We start from the raw sequence: 26588 nt of genomic DNA, 5'->3' as shown, positions 1-26588 counted from the left end.
CCCTTACCCCACAGAAGGATCCGCCAGCGTCTGCTGACGCCAGGCGGTAAGATAGCGCACCCAACGCTCAAACAGCATATCGGTGATGATCGCCAGCAAGGCCACCACCGCCGCCCCCTGGATCACATAGGCGGTATTGAAACCGCTCAGGCCGATGATGATCGGCGAACCCAGCGTTTTGGTGCCGACGGTGGAGGCGATCGCCGCCGTACCTATGTTAATGATCACCGACGTGCGGATACCGGCGACAATCACCGGTGCCGCCAGCGGCAGCTCGACCCGCCACAGGATCTGCCTGGCGTTCATCCCCACTCCCTGCGCAATCTCGCGCGTGGCGCTGGGCACAGATTCGATCCCCGCCAGCGTCCCCTGCAAGATCGGCAGCAGGCCGTACAGCACCAGGGCAATAATCGCCGGCTGCTCGCTAAAGCCCATCACCGGCACGGCAACCGCCAGCACCGCCACCGGCGGGAAGGTCTGACCGACCGCTACCAGGGTTTCCACCAGCGAGCGGAACTCCCTGCCGGCCCGGCGGGTCACGCAGACCCCTGCCGTCACGCCAATCACCACGGCGATCAGGCTGGAAACCGCCACCAGCAACAGATGCGCCCACACCAGCGAGATAAAGCTGTCTTGCTGATAGATCGGCCGGTCCAGCTCGGGGAACCAGGCGGCGAACAGCCCGTGCAAATGATTCATGCCGAACACCAGCGCCAGCAGCAAAGCCAAGGTCCAGGGCAGCGGATCGCGCAGCCAGCGCGTGAAACGCTGCGCACTCATGACAGCGCCTTTTGGTTAATCAGATCGTTGAAATGCAGCACGCCGAGCGCTTCGCCCTGTTCGCCCACCACCGGTAAACGTTCACTGCCGCGCGCCACAAACACCGACAGGGCTTCGCGCAGGCTCATGGCGGCAGCGATCGGCTCGCCGTCGGCACTGCCGGGGCGCATGCGCTCCGCCACCGTTCCCAGCGACAGCAGCTTGATGCCGCGATCGCTGCGGCCGAAGAAATCGCGGACAAAATCGTTGGTCGGCGCGGTCAGCAGCTCCAGCGGCGTGCCCTGCTGCACAATGCGCCCCTGATCGAGCAAGACGATGCGGTCCGCCAGCGCCAGCGCTTCGTCGATATCGTGCGTCACCAGCACGATGGTGCGCCCGGAAAGATGATGAATGCGCGCGATCTCCGTTTGCAGCGCCGCCCGCGTCACCGGATCCAGCGCGCCGAAAGGCTCATCCATCAGCAGTACCTCGGGATCGGCGGCCAGCGCCCGCGCTACCCCAACCCGCTGCTGTTGCCCGCCGGAAAGCTGGTGCGGGTAGCGGCGGCGGAACAGATCCGGCTCCAGGTGCAGCAGCTCCAGCAGTTCGGTCACCCGATCACGAATGCGCGCTCGCGGCCATTTCAGCAGTTGCGGCACGGTGGCGATGTTCTCCTCCACCGTCCAGTGCGGAAACAGCCCGATAGACTGAATGGCATAACCCATCCGGCGGCGCAGATCCTGCGGTTTGAATTTCTGGATCTCCTCGCCGGCAAAATAAATCTTGCCCCGATCGTGCTCGATCAGCCGGTTGATCATTTTTAACGTCGTGGATTTACCGGAACCCGAGGTGCCGATCAGTACGGCAAATTCGCCCTCGGCGATCTGCAGCGTAAGGTCGTCCACCGCCGGCTTGCCCTGAAAAATCTTGCTGACCTGGTTAAAGTGAATCATCGGCGTGACACGTCCAATAGTGAAACCATAAATTTAAACAGCGAATCGACGATTACCGCCATCACGACAACCGGGATCACCCCCAACAGCACCAAATCCAGCGCGCTGCTGAGCAGGCCCTGGAAAACAATGGCGCCAAACCCCCCGGCACCGATCAGCGCCGCCACCACCGCCATGCCGACGGTTTGCACCGCCAGAATACGCACGCCGGTCAGAAACAGCGGTAACGCCAGCGGCAACTGCACGCGGAAGAAAATCTGCCCGCGCGTCAGGCCCATGCCGCGGGCAGACTCGATCACGCTGGCCGGCACGCTTTGCAGCCCGGCCACTACGCTGCGCACCAGCGGCAACAGGGCGTACAGCACCAACGCAACGATCGCCGGCGCCATGCCGATGCCGCTGACGCCGTGCTCCGCCAGCCAGGGCACCGCCGTCGCCAATCCGGCCAATGGCGCGATCAGCAGACCAAACAGCGCAATCGAGGGCACGGTCTGAATAATGTTCAGGGTCGAGAAGATTGGCGTTTGCCAGCGGCGGGAACGGAAACACAGCACCCCGAGCGGCACGCCAATCAGCAACGCCGGCACCAGCGTCGCCAGCAGAATGGTCAGGTGCTGCAACAGCGCGGCGTCAAATACGTCCTGCCGGTTGTAGTACTCCTTCAGCAACGAAAGCTGATCCAACCTATGCCCAAACAGCAGCGCCAACGCAGGCAGCACCACCAGCAGATTGCCGAGGATACGCCACAGGTGCGAGGCGGCGAGGCGGGTCATGGCGTCCGCGGCCATCAGCAGGCTCAACGCCAATATCAGCCAGCAGCCGCTGCCCAAGGAGGTGCGCGCCAGTTTGGATCCTTCCTGCGCCAGTTGTTGCGCGGCATGCCCGCTCAGCCAGAAGGCCAGCGTCAGCAGCACCGAAGCGGCCAACGCGGTGAGCAACGCATTACGCCGGTTCGGCGCCAACAGGCTGAGTACCGCCAGCACCAGCATCGGCACCAACAACCACAACGCCGGGCCGTGCAGCAGGGAGATCAGGGATATGGGCTTGCCCGACAACAGGCGATTGGGGGCATAGCTGAGAAACGGCAGGCCAAATGCGGCCAGCAGCAACAGAATAAGCAATGTCAGTAAAACGCGGTTTTTTACGGCAATAATCAAAGAAACTCTCCGGCTCCATGTCTGATGGGCCCTATCCCGCCCCTCTCCCAAGGGGAGAGGGGGAATATCGGCGTTATCCCTTAACAAATCCTTTCTCTTTCAGATAAGCGGCCGCAACCTGTTTGGCATCCTGGCCTTCTACCGCGATCTGCGCGTTGAGTTTCTGCAACGTCGGGCCATCCAGTGAGGCAAATACCGGCTTCAGCAGTTCGTCGATATTGGCGTGCTGTTTCAGCGCCGCCTCGCGGATAATCGGCGCCGGCGCGTAAATCGGCTGCACCCCTTTTGGATCTTCCAGCGTTTGCAGCCCCAGCGCCGCCACCGGGCCGTCGGTGCCGTAGGCCATCGCCGCGTTTACGCCGGAGGTTTGCTCCGCCGCCGCCTTGATGGTCACGGCGGTATCGCCGCCGGCCAGCGACAGCAGTTGATCCTGATTCAGTTTAAAGCCGTAGGCATTTTGGAACGCCGGCAGTGCATCCGGGCGTTCGATAAACTCCGCCGACGCCGCCAGCTTGAACTTGCCGCCGCCGTTGATCCACTTGCTCAGATCGGCCAGGGTTTTCAGGTGGTTGGCGTCCGCCACGTCCTGACGGATGGCGATGGTCCAGGTGTTGTTGGCCGGCGATGGAGCCAGCCAGACGATTTTGTTTTTGTCGTAATCGAGCTTCTTCACCTTCTCGAAACCGGCCTGAGCGTTTTTCCACGCCGGATCTTTTTCATCGGAGAAGAAAAATGCGCCGTTGCCGGTGTATTCCGGGTAGACGTCAATCTCGCCGGAGGTGATCGCCCCGCGCAGCACCTTGGTGGTGCCGAGCTGCAATTTGTTGGTGGTTTTGATGCCGTTGGATTCCAGCACCTGCACGATGATATTGCCGAGCAGCGAACCTTCGGTATCGATTTTTGACCCGACGCGCACCGTATCGGCCGCCTGCGCCACGCCGACGCTCGCGGCGAGCATGGTCAACGCCAGAGCAAAGAAACGTCCACGTGATGGGGTGATAGCCATACTTTTTCCTCTTGTTGTGTATTTTCCGGCTATTTGGCCAGATCGATTGGAAAATCCTGAGAAGCGCGCTTCCATCGCGCAATCAATGTCTCTGCCGGCCAGGCGTCATATTCGCCCTGGTGCGCCGCCGGCGTCTCACCGCCGCTGAAAGGGTGAACCTCAACGGCCACCGGGGTAAACGCGTAGTCGCTCACCCACCGGCCATAGCCCTGCACCACAAATCCCTGGCTGCGCTGCCGGTACGCGCCGCGCTCCGCCAGATACACTTCCCGTAAACCGTACCACGGCAAGCCGGGCAGATCATGGTGAACTAAATGATAGTTCAGATTGAGAAACAACAGCCGCCACGGCCACGCCGCCTCATTAATAATAGAACGTGCCTGCGGAGCTTCAACGGCGCGATGCTCAAAAAACGATCTCACTTTGGTCAGCGCCAGCGCCGGGTAGCTGACGGCCAACAGGTAGAACACCGCGCCAATGCCCTGCTGTTGCAGCCAAGCCAGCACCGCCACCAACAGCAGCAGATGCGCCAGCCACATCGCCAGCGTACGCAGTTCGCCGGCGGCAATAGCCTTCAGCGCGTTGACCAGCGTAGCGATAATATCCAGCGCCGGGCCAAGCAGCACTCGCCCGACCAGCGTATTGCGCACCTTCGCCAACAGCGGAAACAGCCGGGGGAAACGCCGCCATTGGGCCTGGCTGAAATAGTAGCTTTCGGGATCTTCGTGCGGATCGGTCAGATGTTCATTGCGGTGGTGCTGAATATGCGAATCGCGATACAGGCCGTAGGGATACCAGACCGCCAGCGGCAACAGGCCAAACAGCTGGTTGACTCGCGGCCAACGCGTTGGGTGGCCATGGATAAGTTCATGTTGCAGCGACATATACCAGGTGGTCAGCAGGATCAGCAGCGGTGTGCCAAGCCAGGGCCCCAGCGTCTGCCAGTAGTGCGCCACGCCAAACCAGCCGCCGTAGACCGCCGCCATAATGCCCCAGGTCGGCAGTTCCAGCCGCCAGTACCAGCGCCGGTTCAATTGCCGGATCCAGTTACGCTGGGCAGAATGCAGATAGTGGCTGTGGCTTTGGGTCGAGGACATGCTGCGGCTCGCTGTAGGAAATTTTCCTCAGTATCTGCGAGCCGCATGGGCGCTCAAAATAACGAAAGCGGTAAAGCAAAGTTAAAAATCAGCTATTTGCGTAAACGGCCTGCGGCTGACATTCGATAGGGAAATTGACCGAGTTGGCGATAAAGCACAGGTGGTGCGCTTTTTCATGCAGTTGCTGCGCCAGTTGCAGATCGTCGCCGTCCCGCACCGTTACCCGCGGGCGTAGCGTAACCGAAGTAAAAAACCCGCCGCGCTGGGCGTCTTCACGCATGATGCCGATGGCGTTGTCCTGATAGGCCAGCACCGAAATGCCTGACGTGGCGCACAGATGCAGATACCAGAGTTTGTGGCAGGCGCTGACTGACGCCACCAGCAGATCCTCCGGGTTCCAGCGTGCGGCGTCGCCGCGAAAGGCCGGGTCGGCGGAGCCGGCAATATCCGCCTTGCCTGCGGCGCTGATGCGATGATCGCGGCCGTAAGATTTGTAATCCGGCGTACCGGCGCCCAGGTTGCCTTCCCAGTTCACTTCCACGTCGTACTGATGTTCACCTTTCATTGCCCGATGTTCCTTTTGCCATGCATCAAAAAACGCTAATCAAAGAAAGACCCGCGCCAACTATCGGGAAAAACAGGCAAAGGTACAAGCAGCGTCTTCATCCGGCAGCACCATAATATAGCGCAGTGACGCGTACTCGGTTTCACTCTGCGGGGTACGCCTCTCCGGCATCGGCATACTGCTGCAACCGTTCGCGCCACCATTTTGCCGCCAGGCCGGTGGCGCTTTCACGCCAGCCAAAATAGGCGATATCGCTGCAACGTTCCGCTTCGACGTTTTTCGCCACCAGTTCGCCGCTTTTAAGGTAAGGTTCGGCCAGATAGCGCGGCAGATAACCGCAGCCAAGGCCGCGGAGCTGCGCCCGTAGTTTGGCGTCAAAGCCAAAGACCGTCAGTTGATCTTGCTCTTCGAGGATATTCAGGTTCTGCGGTGCATTCACTCGCGAGGTATCCCGCACCACCACTGCCCGGTGCTGCCGGATATCGGCCTTCAGCAAGGGCTCGGACAGCGCCGCCAGCGGATGCTGCGGGGCCACGGCAAACACGTAATCCAGCCGGCCCAATTGACTGAAAGCATAGCCGACGCGCGACGGCGGTTCACAAATAGCGCCGATAATAATGTCCGCGCAGCCATAAACCAGCGACTCCCAGGAGCCGGCCAGCACCTCATGACTGAAGCTCAGCCGGGTATGATGATGGCGCTGATAAAACTCTTCAATCAGCGGCAACAGCCGTTCGAACGGGAAGGACGCGTCAATGCCCAGCGTGATCTCGCTCTCCCAGCCGTTCTCCACGTAGCGCGCCTGCTGTTCCAGATCCTGCGCCGCCCGCAGCAGCACCCGGCCCTTTTCCAACATCAGTTTGCCGGTATCGGTGAATTTCGCCCGGTGGCCGGAACGGTCGAGCAGAGTAATATCGAGGTCGCTCTCCAGTTTTTGCACCATATAGCTCAGCGCCGATGGCGTTTTGAACAGGGCCGAAGCCGCAGCGGCGAAAGAGCCGTGCCGATCCAGCGCATCCAAAATCAGTAACGCTTCCAGGTTTAGTCTCACCGTATTCCCCCGTGTATAAAAAAACTCAACAAGATGGCAAAAATTCTGCGCTATCTTTGAAATCAGCCCCTGTCTACCCTGCATTTTATCGGCTTTGCATTACGGCGGTTAATTCGCAGTAGGATTGGGAAAGTAAATCATGTCTGAATTTCAATTACTTGATAAAGATAACTCCGCACTGATTTTTATCGACCACCAGCCGCAGATGGCCTTTGGTGTGACTAATATTGATCGCCGGCTACTGAAAAACAACGTTATAGGTTTGGCCAAAGCCGGCAAGATTTTTAACGTTCCCACCCTGTTCAGCGCGGTCGAAACCGAGGGTTTCAGCGGCGATATCTGGCCGGAACTGCTGGCAGTTCACCCAGAAATCGCCCCCCTTAAACGCACCTCAATGAACGCCTGGGAAGACGCCGCTTTCATAAAAGCCATTGAGGCCACCGACCGCAAGAAGCTGGTGGTTTCCGCACTGTGGACCGAAACGGGTTTGACCTTCCCGGCATTGATGGCGCTGGAAGCCGGTTACGAAGTTTACCTGGTTACCGATGCCTCCGGCGGCGCCTCGAACGAGGCGTACGAGCGCGCTATCGCCCCGCTGATCCAGGCCGGCGCCGCTCCGGTGACCTGGCAGCAGGTCTTGTTGGAATACCAACGTAACTGGGCAAGCAAAGAAACCTACGACGCGGTGATGGCGCTGATGCGCGAACACCGCGGTACTGACGCACAGGCGCCCGCTGCTCCGGCACGCACGGCAAAATAATCTTCTGCCCCGGCTGCACGCAGGGTTTTTTGGGAGTTGATTTAATGGTTCATCAGCAACATGTCACGTTAGTGATCACCCATCGCCTGGCGCCGGGTCAGGAACAGGCCTACGAGGCCTGGCTGAAACGTATTATGCCGGAAGCCGCCGGCTTCGCCGGCCACCTGGGCGTTAACGTGATCCGCCCTACCGGCAGCGAGCAGGCCTATACGATATTGGTGCGTTTCGACAGCATCGAAAATCTGAACCAGTGGAACAACTCGCCGCTGCGCAAGAAATACATCGAAGAAGTGGCACCGCTGTTGCTGGAAGACGACCACGTAGATATTCGCCCCGGCGCGGAATTCTGGTTTACGCCGCCGAGCGCCACTACCCGGCCACCCGCCAAGTGGAAACAGTTTTTGATCACCCTGCTGGTGATCTTCCCCTCCACCAATCTGGTGCCCTGGTTCTGGGGCAAGCTGCTGCCGCAATTGGGCGGTACGCTGCCCGGCCATTTTCTCAATGACGCTACCGTGGTCGCGCTGGTGGTTTTCCTCTGGATGCCGATCGTGACCCGCGTATTCCATCGATGGCTGATCCGCCACTAGGCGGTCTGCCAGGAGAGCAAATCACGGAGATTGAAAGGGTGATTGCGGGGAGTCGACAGGGAAAGGGTTACGCCGCCGACGGCGTGCGCAGGCTCTGTTGCGCATGCTGTGCGTTTTTAATCACATCAAGCTACCAACTTAACAACTTATTAAGCTGGTAGCTGATTAACATCCCAGGCCATGGCCTTTTCAGCCCGAACGCGCCACTACCGGCCGCCTAGTCGCGATTGATATCCAGCCAGCGACGCTGCTCGGCGGAGGCGGCTATCGCATCCAGCACGCAGGACACTTTCCAGCCTTCTTCAAAATCCGGCCACATGCGATCGCCGGCGGCAATGCCGTTGACCAGATCGCGGATCTCCACCGTCTTCTGATCGTTAAAACCGATACCGTGCCCGGCACTGATGCAAAACGCCGCGTAGTCCGGGTGCTTCGGCCCCACCAGCAGCGTTTTGAAGCCCTGCCGCTCTGCCGGTTCGTCGTGACGATACAGCTTCAGTTCCGCCATTCGCTCCTGGGTATAGCTGAGCGTGCCTTTGGTGCCGGTCACTACGTAGGTCAGCCCCATCTTGCGCCCGCAGGCAATGCGCGAGGTTTCGATAGTGCCCATGGCGCCGCCGGCAAAACGCACCAGGGCGCTGGCCTGATCTTCATTTTCCACGTCGTGCATCACCGTCGGGTCTTTGGCATCCGGCCGCTGTTTGATAATGGTCTGCATGTCGCCGGAGACCGCCACGATATCGCCCACCAGGTAATGCGCCATGTTAACGATGTGCGCCGCCAAATCCCCCAGCGCGCCCAATCCGGCGCTGGCCTTGCGGCAGTGCCAGTCTATCGGGGTGCGCGGATCGGCGAGATAGTCCTCATTGTGGGTACCGTAGAAATGCACCACCTCGCCAATCTCGCCGTTGGCGATAATTTCGCGCGCCAGTTGGCTGGTCGGGTTCTTCATATAGTTGAAACCCACCAGCGTTTTAACCCCTTTGGCCCGGGCTGCCTGCACCATTTCGGCGGCATCATTGGCGTCCAGCGCCAACGGTTTTTCGGAATAAACATGCTTGCCGTGGCGGATCGCCTCCAGCGCCATCTCCTTGTGCAGGAAGTTTGGCGCGCAGATATCCACCACATCAATGGCCGGATCCGCCACCAACTGCCGCCAGTCGCCGGTAGAGCGTGAGAAACCAAATTCGGCGGCGCGCTGTTGCGCCAACTCCGGCGTCACTTCCGCCAGCATTTCCAGCACCAGTTCGCCTTTCAGTGGAAATACCGTGGCCGCCTGCGCATAAGCAATCGCGTGGCAACGCCCAATGTAGCCGGTGCCAATTAACCCAACGCGTACCTGTTTCATCACCTTCTCCCCTGCCGATATCCGTAATGTGGCCAGCGCGTCGCTTAATGAAACGCGCCATCTGAGACAAGGTTATATGAAATATAAATTTCAATAACAAGCCGAAGGAAAAATAAAACTCATATCCGTGATGCCGTTCATGAAACCCTGCAGACCATGATGCAACGGCGCGACGATCGCGATACGCTGCACCCGGCGCTGAAGAGCGCACGAATAAAATGGATATTTTATTTCATATCACGGCAAACCGTTGGCGCCATACAGCAAGAACCCCGGCCGCTGTTTAAGCCGCTGCAGATACGCATTCAGCTGCGGGTAATCCGGGCGCGAGAACGGCGTCATCAACCAGCGGTTCAACGACAGCCCGATCACCACGTCCGCCAGACTAAAAGCCGCACCGGCCATATAAGCCTGCCCCTGCGCCAGGTGCTGCTCCAGTATGCCCATCAGCCGGTTCCACTCCCTTTCGGCGTCCGCCAAGCGGGCCTGATCCTGATAAGCGGCATCCTGACGCACCCGCGACATGAAAACATAGCGCCAGGCATTGTTCAGATCGGTAGCCTGCCAGTCCATCCACATCTCGACCCCGGCCCGCGCGCCCGGCTCCAGCGGCAGCAGATCCTGGCGCCCTTCACGGCCCGCCAGGTAGCGGCAAATCGTATTGGATTCCCACAGCACCCGCTCGCCGTCGATCAGTACCGGCACCAGTCCGTTGGGGTTAAGCGCCAAAAACGCCGGTTCCTGGGTGGAACGAAAACCGCTGCCCCAATCCTCCCGCTGCAATGCCACATCCAGTTCATGACAGGTCCACAGCACCTTGCGCACGTTAATAGATGACGCCTTACCCAATAATTTCAGCATGCCGTTTCCTTATTATTCCAACCAAAAAGGTTTACGCCCTTCCCGCCGCGCATCGGCGCGCGTCAGACCGACATCCGCCAACTGCGCGTCGTCCAGCAGCAACAGCGATTTACGCGTACGGTGGCGTTGCAGGTACAAACGCCAGCGGAAAAAGAGTAACCGGCTCCTCGCCGGCGCGCCATCTGCAAACAGGGTCATCATTGCCTTCTCCTTCGGTTTAGCCTCGGCGTTCATGATGCGGCGCGGGGGTAAAACGGTACAGATTCAAGACGGCGGTATTTTTTCCATACAAAAGCTGTCTCTGCATATCTGAATGGTTTAATTTAATCCCATCTGTGCCGGTTATTTTCCCACTCACTCTCATTTTGGGTATCTGTATGACACGCTACGCCACGCTGGCCGCCATCCTTAGCCAACGCATCGAACAGGGGCTTTATCCCACCGGCGAACGCCTGCCGTCGGTACGCACGTTGAGCCAGGAACACGGCGTCAGCATCAGCACGGTGCAACAGGCTTACCGCCTGCTGGAAGAGAGCCACCTGGTGGAAGCGCGGCCGAAATCGGGCTACTTCGTGCGGGGGCTGCGCACCTTGGCCGAGCTGCCTGCCGTTACCCGCCCGGTGCAGCGGCCGGTGGACATTTCGCAATGGGAGCAGGTGCTGGAACTGATCCGCACCAAACCGCGTGAAGATTTGGTGCAGTTGGGGCGTGGCATGCCGGATATCAGCGAGCCGACGCTGAAACCGCTGGTGAAGGCACTGGGGCATATGGGCCGCCACGGCGATCTGCGCAGCCTGTATTACGACAATATTCAGGGCGTGATCGGCTTGCGTGAGCAAATCGCTCGTCTGCTGCTCGATTCCGGCTGCCAGATAAGCGCCGACCAGTTGGTGATCACCACAGGTTGCCATGAGGCGTTGTCCGCCGGGCTGCGCGCCGTGTGCCAGACGGGGGATATTGTGGCGGTGGACTCTCCCTGTTTTCACGGCACCATGCAAACGCTGAAAGGGCTGGGCATGAAAGCGCTGGAAGTCCCGACCGATCCGCTGACCGGCATCAGCCTGGAAGCGCTGGAAATGGCGCTGGACCAGTGGCCGATCAAGGCGATTCTGCTGACGCCCAACTGCAATAATCCGCTGGGCTACATCATGCCCGAGGCGCGCAAGCAACGGTTGCTGACGCTGGCGCAGCGCCATGATGTGGCGATCATCGAAGATGACGTCTACGGCGACATCGCCTACCAGTATCCGCGGCCGCGCACCATTAAATCCTTCGACGACGATGGCCGCGTGCTGCTGTGCAGCTCCTTCTCCAAAACGCTGGCGCCCGGCCTGCGCATCGGCTGGATTGCCCCCGGCCGTTACCTGGAGCGCGTGCTGCACATGAAATATATCGGCACCGGCTCCACCGCCACCCAACCGCAATTGGCGATTGCCGACTTTATCCGCCACGGCCACTACCTGCAGCATCTGCGGCGCATGCGTACCCGCTATCAGCAAAACCGCGATCGGATGACCGGTTGGATCATGAAATACTTCCCGCCCGGCACCCGTGTCAGCCAGCCGCGCGGCGGTTTTATGCTGTGGATTGAGCTGGACGACGAATTCGATACCCTGCGGCTGAACCGCTATCTGGAGCAACAGGGCGTGCAGATTGCCGTCGGCAGCATTTTTTCCGCCTCAGGCAAATACCGTAACTGCCTGCGCATCAACTATGCGCCGAAACTGACGCCAGAGATTGAACAGGCGATTAGCCGGGTCGGCAAAACCATCCAAAGTCTGCTGTTGGCGCCGGTAGCCGACATCGAAAGCGCCCTGGCGCAGCGGGAGTAAAGCTTGTCGCAATCGGATTATCCGCGCCTGCCCTAACCTTTTACACTGGAGCCTTTCTTCACAGGCAGCCAAAGGAATCATCATGAGCAGCGATCAAATTCCGGTTTCCGGCGCGCTGGCGGTTCGCTTCGCGGCGCTGGGGGTGGATATTGAACAGGTTGGCCAACTGGCCGGTCTTCCCAGCGGGTTGCTCAGCGACGGACGCGAAAAAGCCAGGCTTTCCACCCACCAGTATTTTGAAGTCTGGCGTGCGCTCGCCAGGCTGACCCATGACGCCGCATTCGGTTTACGCCTCGGCGGTGAGGTGGCCCCGGAGCACTACGATATCGCCTCGGTCGCGGCGCTGCATTCCGCCACCTTGGGGGAAGCCTTGCAGAAGGTGGCCCGCTATAAGCGGCTGGTGTGTCCGGAGGAACTGATGCTGACGGAAGACGGCAACGGCGTGCGGCTGCATACCCGCTGGCTTATGGCCGAAGGCCACGCCCCCGATCTGCTGATTGACACCATGTTTGCCTACATCACGACCCTGTGCCGCCGTGGCACCGGCATGGCGATCCAACCCCGGGCTATCGAGCTGACGCGCCGCCATGATCCCGCTTCCCCGCTGCTGCGCTATTTTTCCTGCCCGATCCATTTCAACGCGCCGCTGGACGTGCTGGTGTTCGACCGCGCGCTGATGAAGCAGCCGCTGATTACCTATAACCAGGACAGGCTGGCCGTTTTGCTGCCTGGCCTGGAAGCCGAACTTGCCAGGGCGCAGCAGGATGACAACCTGCCCGCCCAGGTCATGGCGATCCTCGCTCGCAGCATGCGCGGGCAACGGCCCAGCGTGAACAGCGTGGCCGCCGAACTGTACGTCAGCCCGCGTACCCTGCAACGACGGCTGCAACAACAGGGCTACAGCTATCAGCAGTTGCTGGACAAAACCCGCCACCGCACTGCCTGCCACCTGCTGTCAGACACCGATCTGGAGCCGGGTGAAATTGCCTTCGTGCTGGGATTTGAAGAGTTGAATTCGTTCAGCCGCGCCTTTATGCAGTGGGAATCACAGACGCCGAACCGTTGGCGCAGCCGGCGCATGGCCGCCCGTCAGGAGAACAGATGATGAAAGTGATAATCTTCGGTGCCAGCGGTATGGTCGGCCAGGGCGCGTTGCGCGAATGCCTGCTCGACCCGCAGGTCACAGACGTGCTCAGCGTCGGCCGCAGCCCGCTGGCGCAAAGCCACGCCAAACTCAGGCAGTTGACGACGCCCGCGCTCAACGACCTGTCGGCGCTGGAGCCGCAGTTCGCCGGCTACGACGCCTGTTTGTTTTGCCTCGGCGTTTCGTCCTTCGGCATGAGCGAAGCCGACTATCGCGCGGTGACCTACGATCTGACGCTGGCCGCCGCCCGTCCGCTGGCGCGGCTGAACCCGGCCATGACGTTTATCTACGTTTCCGGCGTCGGTACCGACAGCAGCGAACAGGGCCGCAGCATGTGGGCCAGGGTCAAGGGGGCGACCGAAAACGCCCTGCTGGCGCTGCCGTTCCATGCGGTGATGTTCCGCCCCGGCGCTATTGTGCCGTTACACGGCATCCGTTCCAAAACCCGTGCTTATCATTTGCTGTATACGCTGTTTAAACCGCTGTGGCTGGGTGCCTTGCGGCTGTTCCCCAATCAGGTCACCACCACCGAAAGGATCGGGCTGGCGATGCTGGCGGTTGCGCGACGCGCGACACCGCTGCTCATCGTCGAACCGGCAGAAATTAACCGGTTGGCGCTGCCATCGGCAGTATGATTCTGCTATGTTAACGCCGCGCGCGCGGGCCGTTTGCCCGCGCTTTCGCCCCCGTGACAGAAGACAGCTATCATGCCGCAAAAGATTTTATTCAGCGCCTGCCTGGCCGGTTTTAAAGTTCGTTATAACGGCTCCGACAAACCGCTGATCAACGCGACCCTGCAACGCTGGCAGCGCGAAGGCCGCCTGGTGGTTTGCTGCCCGGAACTGGCCGCCGGTTTTTCCACCCCGCGCCCCAGCGCAGAAATTACCCCGGCCGCCAATGGCGCCACCGTCCTCGCCCAGCAGGCGCAGGTGATGGAGGCCGGAGGCGGCGACGTCACCGACAGCTATCTGCTTGGCGCCCATCTGGCGCTGGAAACCGCACGGCGGCACGGCTGCCGCTTTGCGCTGCTCACCGACGGCAGCCCGTCCTGCGGCAGCCAGTTTATCTATGACGGTTCTTTCAGCGGCCAGACCAAACCCGGCAGCGGCGTTACCGCCGCATTGCTGCGCCGGCATGGCATTGAAGTGTTTTCCGATCGCCAGCTCGCGGCGCTGGTCGCCCGGGTTGAGGCCACGGAACGGACCTAGCGGCGCAGATACGCCGCCAGCCGCTGCTGCAGGTGAGAAATGCCCTGTGGATGGGTAATAAAACGGTCGATGGCCATCATCTGCCAGCATTGCCCCTCATCGCCAAAGCGGATGGCGGCAATTTGCGCCGGCGTGATTTCGCCCACCATAAACCAGGTGGGCGGATAGCCGGCCAGAATGCCGTCATAACGCTGTTGCAGGCTCACCTGCCGGGCGGCAATGCGCAGGCCAAACTCCTCGAAGGTTTCCCGTTGCACGCATTGCAGCGGCGTTTCATCGCCTTCGCGCCCGCCGCCGGGCAGATCCCAACAGCCGGGCCAGGGGATGCCGATTTTGTCATCGCGCCGATAGGTCAGCAGGCTATCGCCGCACAGCAGCGCGATTTTGGCGCCGCCGAAGCTGTTGTTGTCCATTACGCCTCATGATTATCCGCCCCGTTCGCCAATCATCTTACCTCATCCTCCCACCTGCTGGTGTATAGTGAAAATCCGTTTTCACAACAGGCGAACAATAGCGATGAACTCTCCGTTTCTGGTTACTCCACAATGGCTTGCGCAGCATATCAACGATGAAGATCTGGTGGTGGTTGATGTCAGGATGTCCCCGGTCGGCCAGGTGCCGAAAAAGGATATGCTCGCCGAGTTCGAACGCGGCCATATACCGGGCGCGGTGTACTTTGATATCGACGACGTAGCCGACAAAAACACCGCCCTGCCGCACATGTTGCCGACGGCGGCGGAATTCGGCGCGGCAGCGGGCAAGCTGGGTATCAAGGATACGCACACCATCGTGTTTTATGACGAGGGCAATCAGTTTTCCGCACCGCGCGGCTGGTGGACCTTCCGCAACTTTGGCGCGCAGCAGGTTTACGTACTGGACGAAGGCCTGAACGGCTGGACCGCATTGGGCCAGGCACTGGAAACCGGCCCGGCACAGCCTGAACCGCAAACCTTTAACGCCCGCTTCAACGCCGATGCGGTAGTGAATATGCAACAGGTGGAACAGGCGCTGAACACGGAGGTGCAGATTTTGGACGCCCGCGCCGCGCCGCGTTTTTACGCCGAAGCGCCGGAGCCGCGCCCCGGGCTGCATCGCGGCCATATCCCCGGCAGCATCAATATTCCGTACGGCGAACTGCTGGAAAACGGCCGCTTCAAATCGCTGGAAGCGCTGAAGAAAACCTTCAGCGATAAAGGGGTGGACATCAACGGACCGATCGTCACCAGCTGCGGCTCCGGCGTCACCGCCGCGGTGCTGGCGTTTGGCCTGCTGTCGCTCGACGCGCCGCAGGTGAAGCTGTATGACGGCGCCTGGACCGAATGGGGTGCGCTGAGCGGCAACCAGCCGATCGAACAGGACTAACCGTCGATCCGTTCGGCCACGATCTGCGCCAGCCGCTCAATAGCCGCAGAGGGGTGTTCTTCGGCCCGGTGCAGCACCACGCCGATGTGGCTAAGCGCCGGCAAGGCACCGGGAGCCAGGCGGAGCAGTCCCGAAGGCAACCCGGCATCGGTGCGTACCGTGACCCCCAGCCCGGCGCTGACCGCCGCCCACACGCCGTTCAGGCTGCGGCTGGTGAAGGCGATGCGCCACGCGATACCGGCGCGATCCAGCGCGTTGGTCGCCGCACTGCGCATCAGGCAGGGGGCGTCGAACATCACCAGCGGCAAGGGTTCATCACCGCCCTGCCATTGGCTCAGATCGAAATTCGGCGAGGCGATCCAGTGCATCATGCGATGGCCCAAATCCTGCTTAAACGGCGTGCTGATGCCGCCGTCCCACGCCAGCGACAAATCCAGCTGCCCTTTCAGCACCCAGTCGATCAGTTCCGCATTGCGCGCGATGCGTGCCTCTATGCGCACCTTCGGATGGGCGCGGGTAAAACTGCCCAGCACCTGGGGCAAAAAGGTTTCACCGAAGTCTTCCTGCAGCCCAAGCCGCACGGTTCCTTGTAAATCCAGCCCGCGCACCGCAGCGGCAGCCTCGTCGTTCAGTTCCAACAGCCGGCGGGCGTAGCCCAGCAGCGTTTCGCCCGCCTCGGTCATCACCATACCGCGCCCGGATTTTCGCAAGATCGGCGCACCGATCTGCTGCTCCAGTTTTTTCAGGTGCGCGCTAACCGCCGAGGTCGATCGCCCCAGCCGCTCCGCCGCCCTGGCGAAACTGCCCAACTCAATGCCGGTAACGTAACTGCGCAGATCGTCGAGATCGAAAGTGACTCGCCCCATGCTGACCATCCCGTTTTTAAGAACCATTAATCAAAATAATGCCGATTTTACTGATAAAGATGGCGTGTCATGCTCGCCGGGTCAATGCCTTTCAGGAGAATCATCATGCTTGCCATGCAATACAACTTCCCCCTGCCAGCCGATTACGATATGGCGATTATCCGCGACCGCATCGGCCGTTTTGGTCACCTGCTGGATAACTGTCCGCAGTTATTGATTAAAGCCTATCTCTATGCGCAGAAGGGTGAACACAGCGGCGAAAATCTCTATGCGCCGTTTTACCTGTGGAACAGCAGTGCCGGCATGAGCGATTTTCTGACCGGCGACGGCTTCAGGGGCGTAAGCCAGGCCTTTGGCTGGCCGCAGGTGACCCATTGGCTACCCTGGCTGACGCATTTTGACCGCCAAAGGCTCGCCGAAGCCACCTGTGCCACGCGCCAAACGCTGCCGATTGCGCCTTACAGCGATCTGGCCGCGTTGCGCCGGCAGCAGCAGGCCGACCCCGTCGCCCTGGGCAGCAATGCCGTGGCCAGCATAGTGGCCTTTGATCCCGCCGCCTGGCAGTTGGTGAAGCTGCATCTGTGGCGGGAACTGCCGCCGGCGCCGGAACCCGGCACCCAATGCTACCGGGTTGGCCACCTTTCCGCCCCCTTTGACCACACAGCACCGCGGGTTGACAGCCAGACTTGATATTGATAATCATTATCAAATAAGTCATTCAACCAGGCTCCGCAGGATGCCGATCGTCAGGGCCAACCGCTATGCCACAGTCGCCTGTCACACCTTACGCCACCTCTTGCTGCATCGTCGGCGGTGGCCCCGCCGGGCTGATGCTCGGCTACCTGCTGGCGCGAGCGGGGATTAACGTCACCGTGCTGGAGAAACACGCCGATTTCCTGCGCGATTTTCGCGGCGATACCCTTCACCCTTCCACGCTGGAAATCATGCATCAGCTTGGCCTGCTCGATGAGCTGCTGGCGTTGCCGCACCAACGCGCAGAAACGCTGCAGGCCGAGATCGCCGGACGCGATATCACGCTGGCAGACTTCACCCGGCTGCCGACGCGCTGCAAATTTATCGCGTTCATGCCGCAGTGGGAGTTTCTCAACTTTTTGGCAGAAAAGGCGGCGGCCTTTCCTGAATTCACGCTGATCAAATCGGCGCAGGCGCACCAGTTGCTCTACGATCGCGGTCAGGTGTGCGGCGTGCTGGCGGATACGCCCGAAGGCCCGATCCGCGTGCGCTGCCGGTTGGTGGTCGGTAGCGACGGGCGCAACTCGGTGGTGCGCGAACAGGCGGCGCTCAGCAGCCGTGCATTCGGCTCGCCGCGCGATGTGCTGTGGCTGAAGCTTGATAAAAAACCCGGCGATCCGGCCTGGTCGATGGGCCACACCGGCCCGAAGCAGAACTTCATCATGATCGACCGGGGCGAATATTGGCAGTGCGGATACTCTATCGATAAAGGCAGTTTCGCGGCGATTGAGCAACACGGCCTGGAGAAGTTTTTACTGCGCATCGCCGAAGTGGCGCCGTTTCAGGACGATCGCCTGCAGGATATCCAAAGCTGGCAACAGGTAAAGCTGTTGAGCATTCGCATCGACAGGCTCGACAGTTGGGCCAAACCCGGCGTGCTGTGCATCGGCGACGCCGCACACGCCATGTCGCCGATTGGCGGCGTCGGGGTGAATCTGGCGATTCAGGATGCGGTCGCCACCGCCAACAGCATCATTCCTCCGCTGCGCAGCCACAGCCTGCAACTCAAACACCTGCGGCAGGTACAGCGCCGGCGCAATTTCCCCACCAAGGCCACCCAATTCCTGCAGATCACCATGAGCCAACGCAGGCCGAAAAAACGCCGTGCCGGCGGCGGTGCCAGCCTGATGACCCGCGTCGGCAACAGCCGCTGGCTGCCACGCCTGTTCGGCCGCATTATCGGGCTGGGGTTTCGTCGGGAAACGCCGAAGCATCTTGACGGGTGAATCACTATATTGCGGGCTGGAAAACTTGACGAAAATGGACGACAGAATGCATGACTCTACAGATACGGCAGGCTGTGCCAAGTCTGCGTTAAATCAACCCTCTTCCAGGAGGGTAATCCCCATTTGATCCGCCAGTTGCAGGAGATGTATCACCACTTTTCTCTTCGTTACAGGCGGGGTTTCCCCCACAATAGATAATGCGTTTTCGCTCAACCTATCGCCAGTATTCTGGCCATAACCCACAATGAGGCCCCCTATGTTCACTATCCGCCAGGCTTTGATCGGCGATTTGTTGCTGGTTCGCGATGTCGGCATTCGTACCTATCAGGCGCACTTCGGCGAACTTTGGCACTATAAAGAGGAATTGGACGCTTTTTTGGCGCAGGATTTTGCGGTTGAGGCGTTAGAAAAAACGCTGCAGGATCCGGACATTTGCTGGCTGCTGGGCTATGAAGGCGAGGATCTGGTGGGTTATGCGCGGCTGAATTTCAACAGCCTGCTGGCGCCGACGCAAACCACCGGTGCCGAACTGCAGAAAATCTATTTTCTGCCGGAATACGCCGGCCGGGGTTATGGTCAGCGTTTCTTTGAGCAGGTACAGCAACGGGCTGTTGAACGGCAACAACCCATGCTGTGGCTGGAGGTGCTGCAACGCAACACCCGCGCTCAAGGCTTTTACCAACGTCAGGGGCTGAAGATCTGCGGCGAAACCTGCTACACCAGCGCACAAGGTTCCATCGGCATCTGGTATATGAACAAAGCGCTGTAATCACAGCGCTTGCCCCGCCCTATCAGGCCGGAAACTCCAGCGCGTCGGTCAAATCCCCCAGCGGTTTTTGGCCACGTGCCGTCATCGCTTTATCGCGTTCGACCAATCCTTCCAGCGTCGGCAGATCGAATACCCGGCTGATCAAGCGCAGGATCGAGCCAGTATCGTAGACCTTGTGATCGACATAGCCTTTACGGGCGAACGGCGAGACGACCAACGCCGGAATGCGCGATCCCGGTCCCCAACGATCGCCCTGCGGCGGCGCAACGTGATCCCACCAGCCACCGTTTTCGTCGAAGGTGATCACCACCACGCTGTTGCTCCACTGCGGGCCGTTACGCAGGCTGTTGATGATATGGGCGATATGACGATCGCCGGCTTCCACATCGGAATAGCCGGCATGCATATTGAGGTTGCCCTGCGGCTTGTAGAAAGTCACCGGCGGCAGCGTGCCTGCCTCTACCGCCGCCAAAAAGGCGTTGGTGGCCGGCGAGTCGCCAATGCCGCCGTCGCGCAAATGGGCTTCGCGGGCCTGCGGGTTGCCCGGCCCCAGGTTTTCGAAGTAATTGAACGGCTGATGATGATACTGGAAGTCCGGCGCGCCGGGAAAATCCCCCTGATCCTTGCGGTTGTCCAGCGCATACTGCCAGCCGCCGGCGTACCACGCCCAGTCGACGCCCTTCTGATTAAGCAAGTCGCCGATGTGCAGGTGCTTTTGCGGCAGCAATACATTGGGCTGAGTGGCATCCGCCAGCGTAGGGTCCTTTTCATCCCGGGTCCACGACGGCCAGTACGGCGGCGCCATGGTGTTTACCGCATAACCGTCCGGCGTCAGCAGGCTTTTGCCAAACAGCGGGATGCCGAACGAGGCGCTGACCGGCGAATCGCCCAGCGGCTTCAGGCGTGGGTCGGCCGCGTCATCGCTTTCAAGCTGGGCAATGCCCTCTTTGGCGATGGAGTTTTGTACGTCGGGGTAAAACGGCGGACGGGCGCAGATCAGATACTGATGATTGAGGAAGGAGCCGCCAAAGGCGCCCTGGAAAAAGTTATCGCACAGGGTGAATTCCTGCGCCAACGTCCACAGCCGCAGGTTATAGGCGCCGTCACCGTAGTAGCCCATGGTCAGCGCGCCGGAATCCGCCCAGGCGACAAACTTGTCGTTTTTGCCGCCGTTGATCTGCATCTGGTTTTGATAGAACACGTGCCACAGGTCACGCGTCACCACGCCGTGCGGCAGGTTCTCCCCTTGCGGCCCGGTCAAGACAAACGGCTGATTCGGCAGTTGATTGGTGAATACCGCATCCTCGCCAATGCTGTAATTAACGTGCCCGACTTCCTGCGCCTTCGGCACCAGCCCTTTCCAGATTGGCGGCAGCGTCTCCAGCAACCGATCGTCGCGGTCACGCTGCTGGTATTCTTCGGGCTTGAGCGCCGACAGCGGTTTTTCCACGCCGGGGAAATTGGCGAACAGGTTATTGAAGCTGCGGTTCTCGGCGTAGATCACCACCACGTTTTTCACATGGCGACGCAACAGCGGGTTTTGCGCACCTTCCGGCAGGCCGCTCAACAACAGTTTCTTATTGCCTTCACCGGCAGCATTGGCCAGCGGCGCAAGGGTGGCGCCGACGCCCAACGCCGTCGCCCCCGCCAGAAAACGGCGGCGCGCCGGGTTAGCGGGTTGTTGCTCGTTGTCGCCCGCGGACGGCGGCAGATCGTTATGCGGTTTATCGCTCATGTGCCTTCCCTCTGAAATTTTAACCTGTTGATTTGTTATAAATTTATTTAAGAGACATTATGCTAGGGCACAGTTATGAACGAAATGTGACAGCGGGCGGCAGGTTAGCATTTGGCAACAATTTCGCGAGGATTGCCGCAGTTTAATCGCTCTCCCGCCTGGCTGCCGGCTAGCGGGCGTCCCGTTGCATCATCAACAGCATCAACGCCAGCGCGTTAGGCAACATATACAGCAGCGCGCCCAACTGCACCGCCAGCGGGTTGTCCCTGGCCTGCCAGGCCATAAACCAGTCGCCGGCCACCACCATAAAACCGAGGCCCCACACCGCGATCGCGCAAAGCGCGCCCAGCATCGCCCAGGCTTTGCCTTTGGCAAACGCCGCATAAGGGTGGCCCAGATTCTTCACCATCAGCACAATGCCAAAGGCGGCGGTGATACCGGCCGCAGACTCCAGCGCAGTGATCATCGCCAGCCCAACCTGCCCCGCCCATTCAACGGTGATAGCCCGCCACATCAGCCCAGGCACCTGATAGGTATCCTGCATACTGAGCAGCGGCGCGACGGCATGGCGAGCGGTGCCGGCAAAATCTGCCGTATTGTTCAGCAGGCTGAAGATGCCCCACAGGGCCGGGAACAGTGACAGGACGATGCAAGACAGGCGTGACACAGTGATTTCGTTCATAATTATCCTTAATTATTTTATGTGTATGTCCGATTCCCCGAGATGACTGCGGTTTACAGTCGGTAACTTCCTGGAGTATCTTAACGAACATATTGTAAGAATTAATCTTACAACAGTAGACACCCTTGACGGAGGCTCACAATGGGCAGAACACTAACGGTAGATCTGGGTGAAGAGCTGCGTAGTTTTGTCGAAGGCCTTGTAGCTAGCGGCGACTACCGCACCCCCAGCGAAGTCATCCGCGAATCGGTACGTACCCTGCGTGAACGTACGGCAGCATCGAAGCTGGAAGAGCTACGCCGCTTGATCGCCGAAGGTGAAAATAGCGGTGATGCCGTAGAATGGGATCGTGATGTGTTCATGGAAAGAATACGGAGCAAAGTAAAAGGATGCACAGAAAAATAACCGTCCACCCAAAAGCGCTGGATGATATGGAAGGTATTTATTTCTATGGCTTGGAACGGTATGGATTACAGGCCGCCGAAGACTATCTGAGCCATATTCAATAATCTCAGTCATTTTCAGCTTGGCAGACACATGGCCTCGATTGCACAAGACCTATGCGCTCTGCCAGTCGCTGAACACATCATTTATTTTCGTCAAAACATTCATTGGGTGAGAATCATCAGGATATTGCATCACTCCCGAGACCCAACCAGTACGCAATTTATTGAATAGCCCCAACGCTTAGATCGCCACCAGCCCGCGCACCCCATCCAGCTCCATCGCGCTACCTGCGCCGCGCTGTACGATGCTGCCGCGCGACATCACCAGATAGCTGTCCGCCAGCTCGGCGGCGAAGTCATAGAATTGCTCCACCAGCAGGATCGCCATGTCGCCGCGCGCCGCCAGCTGTTTGATCACCGCGCCAATCTCTTTGATCACCGAAGGCTGGATCCCCTCCGTCGGCTCATCGAGGATCAACAACTGCGGCCGGCAGGCCAATGCGCGGCCAATCGCCAATTGCTGTTGCTGCCCGCCGGAGAGATCGCCGCCGCGCCGATCCTTCATCTGCCGCAGTACCGGGAACAACTCATAGATGTTCTCCGGCACGCTGCGTGCTTCGGCGCCGGAAAAGCGCGCCAATCCCATCAGCAGATTCTCCTCCACCGTCAGGCGTGGAAAGATCTCCCGCCCCTGCGGCACATAGGCAATGCCCGCCTGCACCCGCTGATGCGGTTTTCTGCCGTTGATCACGCTGCCCTGCCAATGGATGGTGCCGCTCTTGGCCGGGATCAGCCCCATCAGGCATTTCAGCAGCGTGGTCTTGCCCACGCCGTTGCGCCCCAGCAGGCAGGTCACTTCGCCGATATTGGCCTCAAACGACAGGCCACGCAGAATGTGGCTGCCGCCGTAGTATTGATTCAGTTCGTTTACTTGCAACATGGTGGCTCCTCAGCGTCCCAGATACACGTCGATCACCTGCTCATTGGCCTGCACTTGCGCCAGTGAACCTTCCGCCAGCACCTGGCCCTGATGCAGCACGGTGACGTGGTCGGCGATGGTTTCGACAAATCCCATGTCGTGCTCCACCACCATCAGCGAATGCTTGCCCGCCAGCGAGCGAAACAGCTCGGCGGTGTACTCGGTTTCCGCATCGGTCATGCCCGCCGCCGGCTCGTCGAGCAGCAGCAAATGCGGCTCCTGCACCAGCAGCATGCCGATCTCGAGAAACTGCTTCTGCCCGTGGGACAGCAGCCCGGCAAGCCGGTGCCGTTCATGGCTTAGCCGCAGGGTTTGCAGCATTTCATCGATACGATCGCGCTGTTCGCCGCTCAGCCTGGCGCGCAGGCAGGCCCACACCGACTTCTGGGCTTTCTGCGCGATCTCCAGGTTTTCGAACACCGTCAGCGCTTCGAACACCGTCGGTTTTTGAAACTTGCGGCCAATGCCGGCCTGGGCTATCTGCATCGGATCCAGCGCGGTCAGATCGACGGTTTGATCGTAAAACACGCTGCCGCTGTCCGGCCGGGTTTTGCCGGTGATCACATCCATCAAGGTGGTTTTGCCCGCGCCATTGGGCCCGATCACGCAGCGCAGCTCACCCACGCCAATCTGCAATGAAAGATCGCTCAGCGCGCGAAAGCCGTCGAAGCTGACGTTGATGTTATCGAGCACCAGCACCGGGTCGGTTTGCTGGCGGTGCCTGTCGGCAGGCAGCGGCTGGGTAAACAGATCGTCGGTCATTTGCAGCGAATTCATTGCGGTTTCCCCTTGCGCAGCAGGCCGATAACCCCTTTCGGCAGGAACAGCGTGACGATGATGAACATCAGGCCAAGGAAGAATTGCCAGTATTCCGGGATCGCCACGGTGAACCAGCTCTTGGCGCCGTTAACGATACCGGCGCCGAGCAGCGGGCCCACCAGCGTGCCGCGGCCGCCCAGCGCCACCCAGATAGCGGCCTCGATCGAGTTGGTCGGCGACATCTCGCCCGGGTTGATAATGCCCACCTGCGGCACATACAGCGCCCCGGCCAGCCCGCACAGCACCGCCGACAACGTCCAGACGAACAGCTTGAAGCCTTTGGGATCGTAACCGCAGAACGTCAGGCGGTTTTCCGCATCGCGAACGGCGGTCAGCACCCGGCCGAACTTGCTGCGCGCCAGAGCGAAGCCGATAGCCAGGCTGGCGACCAGCAGCAGCACCGTCGCCAGAAACAGCGCCACCCGCGTGCCGGTGGCGGTAATCGGGAACCCCAAGAGCGTGGTGAAGCCGGTGAAGCCGTTGTTGCCGCCAAAACCGGTTTCGTTGCGGAAAAACAGCAGCATACCGGCATAAGTCAGCGCCTGGGTCATGATCGAGAAATAGACGCCCTTGATTTTTGAACGGAAAGCGAAGTAGCCAAAGACAAAGGCCAGTACACCTGGCACCAATATCATCAGGCACAGCGCCCAGGCGAAATACTGGGTGCCGCTCCAGAACCAGGGCAACTCGCTCCACGACAGAAATGACATGAACGCCGGCAGGCCGTCTCCCGCCGCCTGGCGCATCAGGTACATGCCCATCGCATAGCCGCCGAGAGCGAAAAACAGCCCGTGCCCCAGCGACAGCAGCCCGGCATAGCCCCACACCAAATCAAGCGCCACCGCCACCACGGCGTAGCACAGGATTTTGCCCGCCAGCGTCAGGGTATAGGTGGAGATCGCCAACGGGTGGCCCGCCGGCAGCAGCGCGAGAAACGGCATGATTAACAGCGCCAGCAACGCCAGCCCGCCGATGCCCAGCGCCAACCGGGGTGCCTTCTGCACGCCGGTGAGAGTTAATGGTTGGCTCATCAGTCGATCACCCTGCCCTTGAAGGCGAACAGCCCCTGAGGACGTTTTTGAATAAACAGAACAATCAACGCCAGGATCAGGATTTTACCCAGTACGGCGCCAATCTGCGGTTCAAGAATTTTGTTGACGATGCCGAGGCCAAAGGCCGCCACCACGGTGCCTGCCAGTTGCCCCACGCCGCCGAGCACCACCACCAGGAACGAGTCGATGATATAGCCCTGGCCCAGCTCCGGCCCCACATTGCCCAGTTGCGACAGCGCCACCCCGCCCAGCCCGGCGATGCCGGATCCCAGACCGAACGCCAGCATATCGACACGCCCGGTGGGCACGCCGCAACAGGCGGCCATTGCACGGTTCTGCGTCACGGCGCGCACGTTCATGCCAAGCCGGGTTTTGTTCAGCAGCAACCAGGTGAGCGCCAGCACCAGCACCACAAACACGATCACCGCGATGCGGTTCCACGGCAGCACCAGGTTAGGCAGCAGTTGAATGCCGCCCGACAGCCAGGCCGGGTTGGCGACCTCCAGGTTTTGCGCGCCGAACAGCACCCGCACCCCCTGGATCAGCACCAGGCTGATGCCCCAGGTCGCCAGCAAGGTTTCCAGCGGCCGGCCGTACAGGTGGCGGATCACCGTGCGCTCCAGCGCCATGCCGATGCAGGCGGTAATGGCGAACGCCACCGGCAGCGCCACCAGCGGATACAACGCTAGCCACTGCGGCGCAAACTGTTGAAACAGCCCCTGAACCAGGTAGGCCGAGTAGGCGCCCAGCATCAGCATTTCGCCGTGCGCCATGTTAATCACCCCCAGCAACCCATAGGTAATCGCCAACCCGAGCGCCGCCAGCAGCAGGATCGAGCCGAGCGAAAGGCCGGTAAACGCCTGGCCGATCAGATCGCCAATCAGCAACCGGTGTTTCACGCTGGTCAGGCTTTTCAAGGCTTCGGCACGCACTGCGGCGTCCGGCTCGTGGGCGGCGTCAGTCAATGCCTGCAACCTTGGCTGCGTCTCCGGCGCACCCGAGCTGCCCAGCAGCCGCACGGCATTGAGGCGCACCTGTGGATTGGCGTCGGCCAATTGCAGATTCGCCAATGCGATGCCCAGCGCATCATGCACCTGGGCGTTTTTTTCCTGCGCCAGCCGCTGGGTCAGCAGCGGCAACTGATCGCTTTGCGCCTCGCGTTGCAGGGCCTGCGCCGCCTGTAAACGCACTGCAGGATCGTCGCTGACCAGCCGATGCGCCGACAGTGCGTTGGCGATCAGAATGCGCAGCCGGTTGTTCAACCACACTTTTTTCGGCGTGCCGACCGGCAGGACAGCGCCATCCAGCGGGTGATAAGCGTCGCCCTGCTGAATAAAGGCATGTTTGGCCTCGTCGATCACCACGTTTTCCTGCTTCAGCCCCTGCAATAACGGCAGGCGCGCAGCCTCCGGCGCGGCAGCCCACGCCTGCAACAATTTGGCCTGCTGCGTACGATTGGCCGCAGCAAAGTCATCGGCCGGCCCCGCCTGCGCGAACGTCGGCAAACAACACAGCAACCATAACCAGGCGCGGAAATGGAACAAGAATGGGGATTGCATCAGCGGCCT

The 26588-nt window shown here is 60.3% G+C and carries 29 protein-coding genes; 11 read left to right on the top strand and 18 right to left on the bottom strand.

Annotated elements, in window-relative coordinates; genetic code table 11:
* Window positions 1-3: 3 nt before the first annotated feature.
* The 7 genes from JK621_RS05905 to JK621_RS05875 form a co-directional block, all read right to left on the bottom strand.
* A complete protein-coding gene (locus JK621_RS05905; protein WP_212559008.1) occupies window positions 4-780 on the bottom strand; it encodes an ABC transporter permease in 777 nt (258 codons plus the stop codon).
* The gene (locus tag JK621_RS05900) at window positions 777-1712 is read right to left on the bottom strand and encodes an ABC transporter ATP-binding protein (RefSeq protein ID WP_212559007.1); all 936 of its coding nucleotides are present in this window, start codon (window positions 1710-1712) and stop codon (window positions 777-779) included. Before JK621_RS05900 ends, JK621_RS05905 begins: the two co-directional genes overlap by 4 nt.
* On the bottom strand, window positions 1709-2869 hold the full coding sequence (locus tag JK621_RS05895; RefSeq protein WP_212559006.1) for an ABC transporter permease: 1161 nt from the start codon (window positions 2867-2869) through the stop codon (window positions 1709-1711). Before JK621_RS05895 ends, JK621_RS05900 begins: the two co-directional genes overlap by 4 nt.
* A 73-nt stretch (window positions 2870-2942) precedes the next feature.
* On the bottom strand, window positions 2943-3875 hold the full coding sequence (gene osmF, locus JK621_RS05890) for a glycine betaine ABC transporter substrate-binding protein OsmF (protein WP_212559005.1): 933 nt from the start codon (window positions 3873-3875) through the stop codon (window positions 2943-2945).
* Window positions 3876-3904: 29 nt separating this feature from the next.
* On the bottom strand, window positions 3905-4972 hold the full coding sequence (locus tag JK621_RS05885; protein ID WP_212559004.1) for a fatty acid desaturase: 1068 nt from the start codon (window positions 4970-4972) through the stop codon (window positions 3905-3907).
* Between the two features lie 88 nt (window positions 4973-5060).
* On the bottom strand, window positions 5061-5537 hold the full coding sequence (locus JK621_RS05880; RefSeq protein ID WP_212559003.1) for an OsmC family protein: 477 nt from the start codon (window positions 5535-5537) through the stop codon (window positions 5061-5063).
* Between the two features lie 142 nt (window positions 5538-5679).
* The gene (locus tag JK621_RS05875; RefSeq protein WP_212559002.1) at window positions 5680-6588 is read right to left on the bottom strand and encodes a LysR substrate-binding domain-containing protein; all 909 of its coding nucleotides are present in this window, start codon (window positions 6586-6588) and stop codon (window positions 5680-5682) included.
* Window positions 6589-6727: 139 nt separating this feature from the next.
* Between JK621_RS05875 and JK621_RS05870 the strand changes: the two genes are divergently transcribed.
* Both JK621_RS05870 and JK621_RS05865 read left to right on the top strand, forming a co-directional pair.
* A complete protein-coding gene (locus JK621_RS05870) occupies window positions 6728-7348 on the top strand; it encodes a hydrolase (RefSeq protein WP_212559001.1) in 621 nt (206 codons plus the stop codon).
* Between the two features lie 44 nt (window positions 7349-7392).
* Window positions 7393-7938, top strand: coding sequence for an antibiotic biosynthesis monooxygenase (locus tag JK621_RS05865; protein WP_212559000.1), 546 nt, complete (start codon window positions 7393-7395; stop codon window positions 7936-7938).
* 217 nt (window positions 7939-8155) lie between these two features.
* Here JK621_RS05865 and JK621_RS05860 read toward each other — a convergent pair whose 3' ends face one another.
* From JK621_RS05860 to JK621_RS05850, 3 genes are all read right to left on the bottom strand, one after another.
* Window positions 8156-9286 carry a Gfo/Idh/MocA family protein gene (locus tag JK621_RS05860; RefSeq protein ID WP_212558999.1) on the bottom strand — a complete coding sequence of 377 codons (1131 nt, stop codon included), beginning with the start codon at window positions 9284-9286 and terminating at the stop codon, window positions 8156-8158.
* A 237-nt stretch (window positions 9287-9523) separates the two neighbouring features.
* Window positions 9524-10147, bottom strand: a complete 624-nt coding sequence (locus JK621_RS05855; RefSeq protein ID WP_212558998.1) for a glutathione S-transferase family protein — start codon at window positions 10145-10147, stop codon at window positions 9524-9526.
* Window positions 10148-10159: 12 nt separating this feature from the next.
* The gene (locus JK621_RS05850) at window positions 10160-10348 is read right to left on the bottom strand and encodes a DUF1127 domain-containing protein (protein ID WP_006324292.1); all 189 of its coding nucleotides are present in this window, start codon (window positions 10346-10348) and stop codon (window positions 10160-10162) included.
* A gap of 176 nt (window positions 10349-10524) precedes the next feature.
* Here JK621_RS05850 and JK621_RS05845 point away from each other — a divergent pair, with 176 nt between their 5' ends.
* The 4 genes from JK621_RS05845 (at window position 10525) to JK621_RS05830 (ending at window position 14331) form a co-directional block, all read left to right on the top strand.
* Window positions 10525-11979, top strand: coding sequence for a PLP-dependent aminotransferase family protein (locus tag JK621_RS05845; RefSeq protein ID WP_212558997.1), 1455 nt, complete (start codon window positions 10525-10527; stop codon window positions 11977-11979).
* A gap of 82 nt (window positions 11980-12061) precedes the next feature.
* The gene (locus JK621_RS05840; RefSeq protein ID WP_212558996.1) at window positions 12062-13084 is read left to right on the top strand and encodes an AraC family transcriptional regulator; all 1023 of its coding nucleotides are present in this window, start codon (window positions 12062-12064) and stop codon (window positions 13082-13084) included.
* Window positions 13084-13758, top strand: coding sequence for an epimerase (locus JK621_RS05835; RefSeq protein WP_212560137.1), 675 nt, complete (start codon window positions 13084-13086; stop codon window positions 13756-13758). The genes JK621_RS05840 and JK621_RS05835 overlap by 1 nt, the downstream gene beginning before the upstream one ends.
* Window positions 13759-13830: 72 nt before the next feature.
* Window positions 13831-14331, top strand: a complete 501-nt coding sequence (locus JK621_RS05830; RefSeq protein ID WP_212558995.1) for a DUF523 domain-containing protein — start codon at window positions 13831-13833, stop codon at window positions 14329-14331.
* Here the strand turns inward: JK621_RS05830 and JK621_RS05825 are convergent.
* Entirely contained in the window at window positions 14328-14744 is a 417-nt protein-coding gene (locus JK621_RS05825) for an NUDIX hydrolase (protein WP_212558994.1), read from the bottom strand. The genes JK621_RS05830 and JK621_RS05825 overlap by 4 nt on opposite strands.
* A 103-nt stretch (window positions 14745-14847) precedes the next feature.
* Here JK621_RS05825 and sseA point away from each other — a divergent pair, with 103 nt between their 5' ends.
* The gene (sseA, locus tag JK621_RS05820) at window positions 14848-15693 is read left to right on the top strand and encodes a 3-mercaptopyruvate sulfurtransferase (RefSeq protein WP_212558993.1); all 846 of its coding nucleotides are present in this window, start codon (window positions 14848-14850) and stop codon (window positions 15691-15693) included.
* Here sseA and JK621_RS05815 read toward each other — a convergent pair.
* Entirely contained in the window at window positions 15690-16559 is an 870-nt protein-coding gene (locus JK621_RS05815; RefSeq protein WP_212558992.1) for a LysR substrate-binding domain-containing protein, read from the bottom strand. The two genes, sseA and JK621_RS05815, sit on opposite strands and share 4 nt — an antisense overlap.
* Window positions 16560-16664: 105 nt before the next feature.
* On the opposite strand from JK621_RS05815, the gene JK621_RS05810 reads away from it, so the two are divergent.
* From JK621_RS05810 to JK621_RS05800, 3 genes are all read left to right on the top strand, one after another.
* Window positions 16665-17249, top strand: a complete 585-nt coding sequence (locus JK621_RS05810; RefSeq protein ID WP_212558991.1) for a DUF4865 family protein — start codon at window positions 16665-16667, stop codon at window positions 17247-17249.
* A 71-nt stretch (window positions 17250-17320) separates the two neighbouring features.
* Complete coding sequence (locus JK621_RS05805; RefSeq protein ID WP_212558990.1) at window positions 17321-18538, top strand: FAD-dependent oxidoreductase; 1218 nt, start codon at window positions 17321-17323, stop codon at window positions 18536-18538.
* Between the two features lie 256 nt (window positions 18539-18794).
* Complete coding sequence (locus JK621_RS05800; RefSeq protein ID WP_212558989.1) at window positions 18795-19307, top strand: GNAT family N-acetyltransferase; 513 nt, start codon at window positions 18795-18797, stop codon at window positions 19305-19307.
* A gap of 22 nt (window positions 19308-19329) precedes the next feature.
* Here the strand turns inward: JK621_RS05800 and acpA are convergent, their stop codons facing one another.
* Both acpA and JK621_RS05790 read right to left on the bottom strand, forming a co-directional pair.
* Window positions 19330-21042 (bottom strand): acid phosphatase, encoded by a 1713-nt coding sequence (gene acpA / locus JK621_RS05795; RefSeq protein WP_212558988.1) that lies wholly within the window; start codon window positions 21040-21042, stop codon window positions 19330-19332.
* A gap of 169 nt (window positions 21043-21211) precedes the next feature.
* On the bottom strand, window positions 21212-21724 hold the full coding sequence (locus JK621_RS05790) for a DUF2165 family protein (RefSeq protein WP_212558987.1): 513 nt from the start codon (window positions 21722-21724) through the stop codon (window positions 21212-21214).
* 141 nt (window positions 21725-21865) lie between these two features.
* Between JK621_RS05790 and JK621_RS05785 the strand changes: the two genes are divergently transcribed.
* The gene (locus JK621_RS05785) at window positions 21866-22129 is read left to right on the top strand and encodes a type II toxin-antitoxin system ParD family antitoxin (RefSeq protein WP_212558986.1); all 264 of its coding nucleotides are present in this window, start codon (window positions 21866-21868) and stop codon (window positions 22127-22129) included.
* 282 nt (window positions 22130-22411) lie between these two features.
* Here JK621_RS05785 and urtE read toward each other — a convergent pair whose 3' ends face one another.
* Genes urtE through urtB form a run of 4 tightly spaced genes read right to left on the bottom strand, consistent with a single transcriptional unit; the run spans window position 22412 to window position 26579 of the window.
* On the bottom strand, window positions 22412-23110 hold the full coding sequence (urtE, locus tag JK621_RS05780) for an urea ABC transporter ATP-binding subunit UrtE (protein ID WP_212558985.1): 699 nt from the start codon (window positions 23108-23110) through the stop codon (window positions 22412-22414).
* Between the two features lie 9 nt (window positions 23111-23119).
* Complete coding sequence (urtD, locus tag JK621_RS05775; RefSeq protein ID WP_212558984.1) at window positions 23120-23926, bottom strand: urea ABC transporter ATP-binding protein UrtD; 807 nt, start codon at window positions 23924-23926, stop codon at window positions 23120-23122.
* A complete protein-coding gene (gene urtC / locus JK621_RS05770; RefSeq protein ID WP_212558983.1) occupies window positions 23923-24999 on the bottom strand; it encodes an urea ABC transporter permease subunit UrtC in 1077 nt (358 codons plus the stop codon). Before urtC ends, urtD begins: the two co-directional genes overlap by 4 nt.
* On the bottom strand, window positions 24999-26579 hold the full coding sequence (urtB, locus tag JK621_RS05765; protein WP_212558982.1) for an urea ABC transporter permease subunit UrtB: 1581 nt from the start codon (window positions 26577-26579) through the stop codon (window positions 24999-25001). The genes urtC and urtB overlap by 1 nt, the downstream gene beginning before the upstream one ends.
* Window positions 26580-26588: the final 9 nt, after the last annotated feature.

This window comes from Serratia plymuthica, from assembly GCF_018336935.1.
Lineage (GTDB): Bacteria > Pseudomonadota > Gammaproteobacteria > Enterobacterales > Enterobacteriaceae > Serratia > Serratia plymuthica_B.
The sequence above is the reverse complement of the archived record's forward strand: the minus strand, read 5'-3'. Positions and strand labels throughout refer to the sequence as shown.

Excerpts from the sequence above, each read along its gene's own strand:
- JK621_RS05855 (WP_212558998.1), bottom strand. The coding sequence starts at position 10,147 with ATGCTGAAATTATTGGGTAAGGCGTCATCTATTAACGTGCGCAAGGTG.
- urtD (WP_212558984.1), bottom strand. The coding sequence starts at position 23,926 with ATGAATTCGCTGCAAATGACCGACGATCTGTTTACCCAGCCGCTGCCT.
- urtB (WP_212558982.1), bottom strand. The coding sequence starts at position 26,579 with ATGCAATCCCCATTCTTGTTCCATTTCCGCGCCTGGTTATGGTTGCTG.
- JK621_RS05840 (WP_212558996.1), top strand. The coding sequence starts at position 12,062 with ATGAGCAGCGATCAAATTCCGGTTTCCGGCGCGCTGGCGGTTCGCTTC.
- JK621_RS05815 (WP_212558992.1), bottom strand. The coding sequence starts at position 16,559 with ATGGGGCGAGTCACTTTCGATCTCGACGATCTGCGCAGTTACGTTACC.
- sseA (WP_212558993.1), top strand. The coding sequence starts at position 14,848 with ATGAACTCTCCGTTTCTGGTTACTCCACAATGGCTTGCGCAGCATATC.
- JK621_RS05825 (WP_212558994.1), bottom strand. The coding sequence starts at position 14,744 with ATGGACAACAACAGCTTCGGCGGCGCCAAAATCGCGCTGCTGTGCGGC.
- JK621_RS05790 (WP_212558987.1), bottom strand. The coding sequence starts at position 21,724 with ATGAACGAAATCACTGTGTCACGCCTGTCTTGCATCGTCCTGTCACTG.
- JK621_RS05860 (WP_212558999.1), bottom strand. The coding sequence starts at position 9,286 with ATGAAACAGGTACGCGTTGGGTTAATTGGCACCGGCTACATTGGGCGT.
- urtC (WP_212558983.1), bottom strand. The coding sequence starts at position 24,999 with ATGAGCCAACCATTAACTCTCACCGGCGTGCAGAAGGCACCCCGGTTG.
- JK621_RS05850 (WP_006324292.1), bottom strand. The coding sequence starts at position 10,348 with ATGATGACCCTGTTTGCAGATGGCGCGCCGGCGAGGAGCCGGTTACTC.
- JK621_RS05905 (WP_212559008.1), bottom strand. The coding sequence starts at position 780 with ATGAGTGCGCAGCGTTTCACGCGCTGGCTGCGCGATCCGCTGCCCTGG.
- osmF (WP_212559005.1), bottom strand. The coding sequence starts at position 3,875 with ATGGCTATCACCCCATCACGTGGACGTTTCTTTGCTCTGGCGTTGACC.
- JK621_RS05885 (WP_212559004.1), bottom strand. The coding sequence starts at position 4,972 with ATGTCCTCGACCCAAAGCCACAGCCACTATCTGCATTCTGCCCAGCGT.
- acpA (WP_212558988.1), bottom strand. The coding sequence starts at position 21,042 with ATGAGCGATAAACCGCATAACGATCTGCCGCCGTCCGCGGGCGACAAC.
- JK621_RS05810 (WP_212558991.1), top strand. The coding sequence starts at position 16,665 with ATGCTTGCCATGCAATACAACTTCCCCCTGCCAGCCGATTACGATATG.
- JK621_RS05900 (WP_212559007.1), bottom strand. The coding sequence starts at position 1,712 with ATGATTCACTTTAACCAGGTCAGCAAGATTTTTCAGGGCAAGCCGGCG.
- JK621_RS05800 (WP_212558989.1), top strand. The coding sequence starts at position 18,795 with ATGTTCACTATCCGCCAGGCTTTGATCGGCGATTTGTTGCTGGTTCGC.
- JK621_RS05870 (WP_212559001.1), top strand. The coding sequence starts at position 6,728 with ATGTCTGAATTTCAATTACTTGATAAAGATAACTCCGCACTGATTTTT.
- urtE (WP_212558985.1), bottom strand. The coding sequence starts at position 23,110 with ATGTTGCAAGTAAACGAACTGAATCAATACTACGGCGGCAGCCACATT.
- JK621_RS05835 (WP_212560137.1), top strand. The coding sequence starts at position 13,084 with ATGAAAGTGATAATCTTCGGTGCCAGCGGTATGGTCGGCCAGGGCGCG.
- JK621_RS05865 (WP_212559000.1), top strand. The coding sequence starts at position 7,393 with ATGGTTCATCAGCAACATGTCACGTTAGTGATCACCCATCGCCTGGCG.
- JK621_RS05845 (WP_212558997.1), top strand. The coding sequence starts at position 10,525 with ATGACACGCTACGCCACGCTGGCCGCCATCCTTAGCCAACGCATCGAA.
- JK621_RS05785 (WP_212558986.1), top strand. The coding sequence starts at position 21,866 with ATGGGCAGAACACTAACGGTAGATCTGGGTGAAGAGCTGCGTAGTTTT.
- JK621_RS05880 (WP_212559003.1), bottom strand. The coding sequence starts at position 5,537 with ATGAAAGGTGAACATCAGTACGACGTGGAAGTGAACTGGGAAGGCAAC.
- JK621_RS05805 (WP_212558990.1), top strand. The coding sequence starts at position 17,321 with ATGCCACAGTCGCCTGTCACACCTTACGCCACCTCTTGCTGCATCGTC.
- JK621_RS05830 (WP_212558995.1), top strand. The coding sequence starts at position 13,831 with ATGCCGCAAAAGATTTTATTCAGCGCCTGCCTGGCCGGTTTTAAAGTT.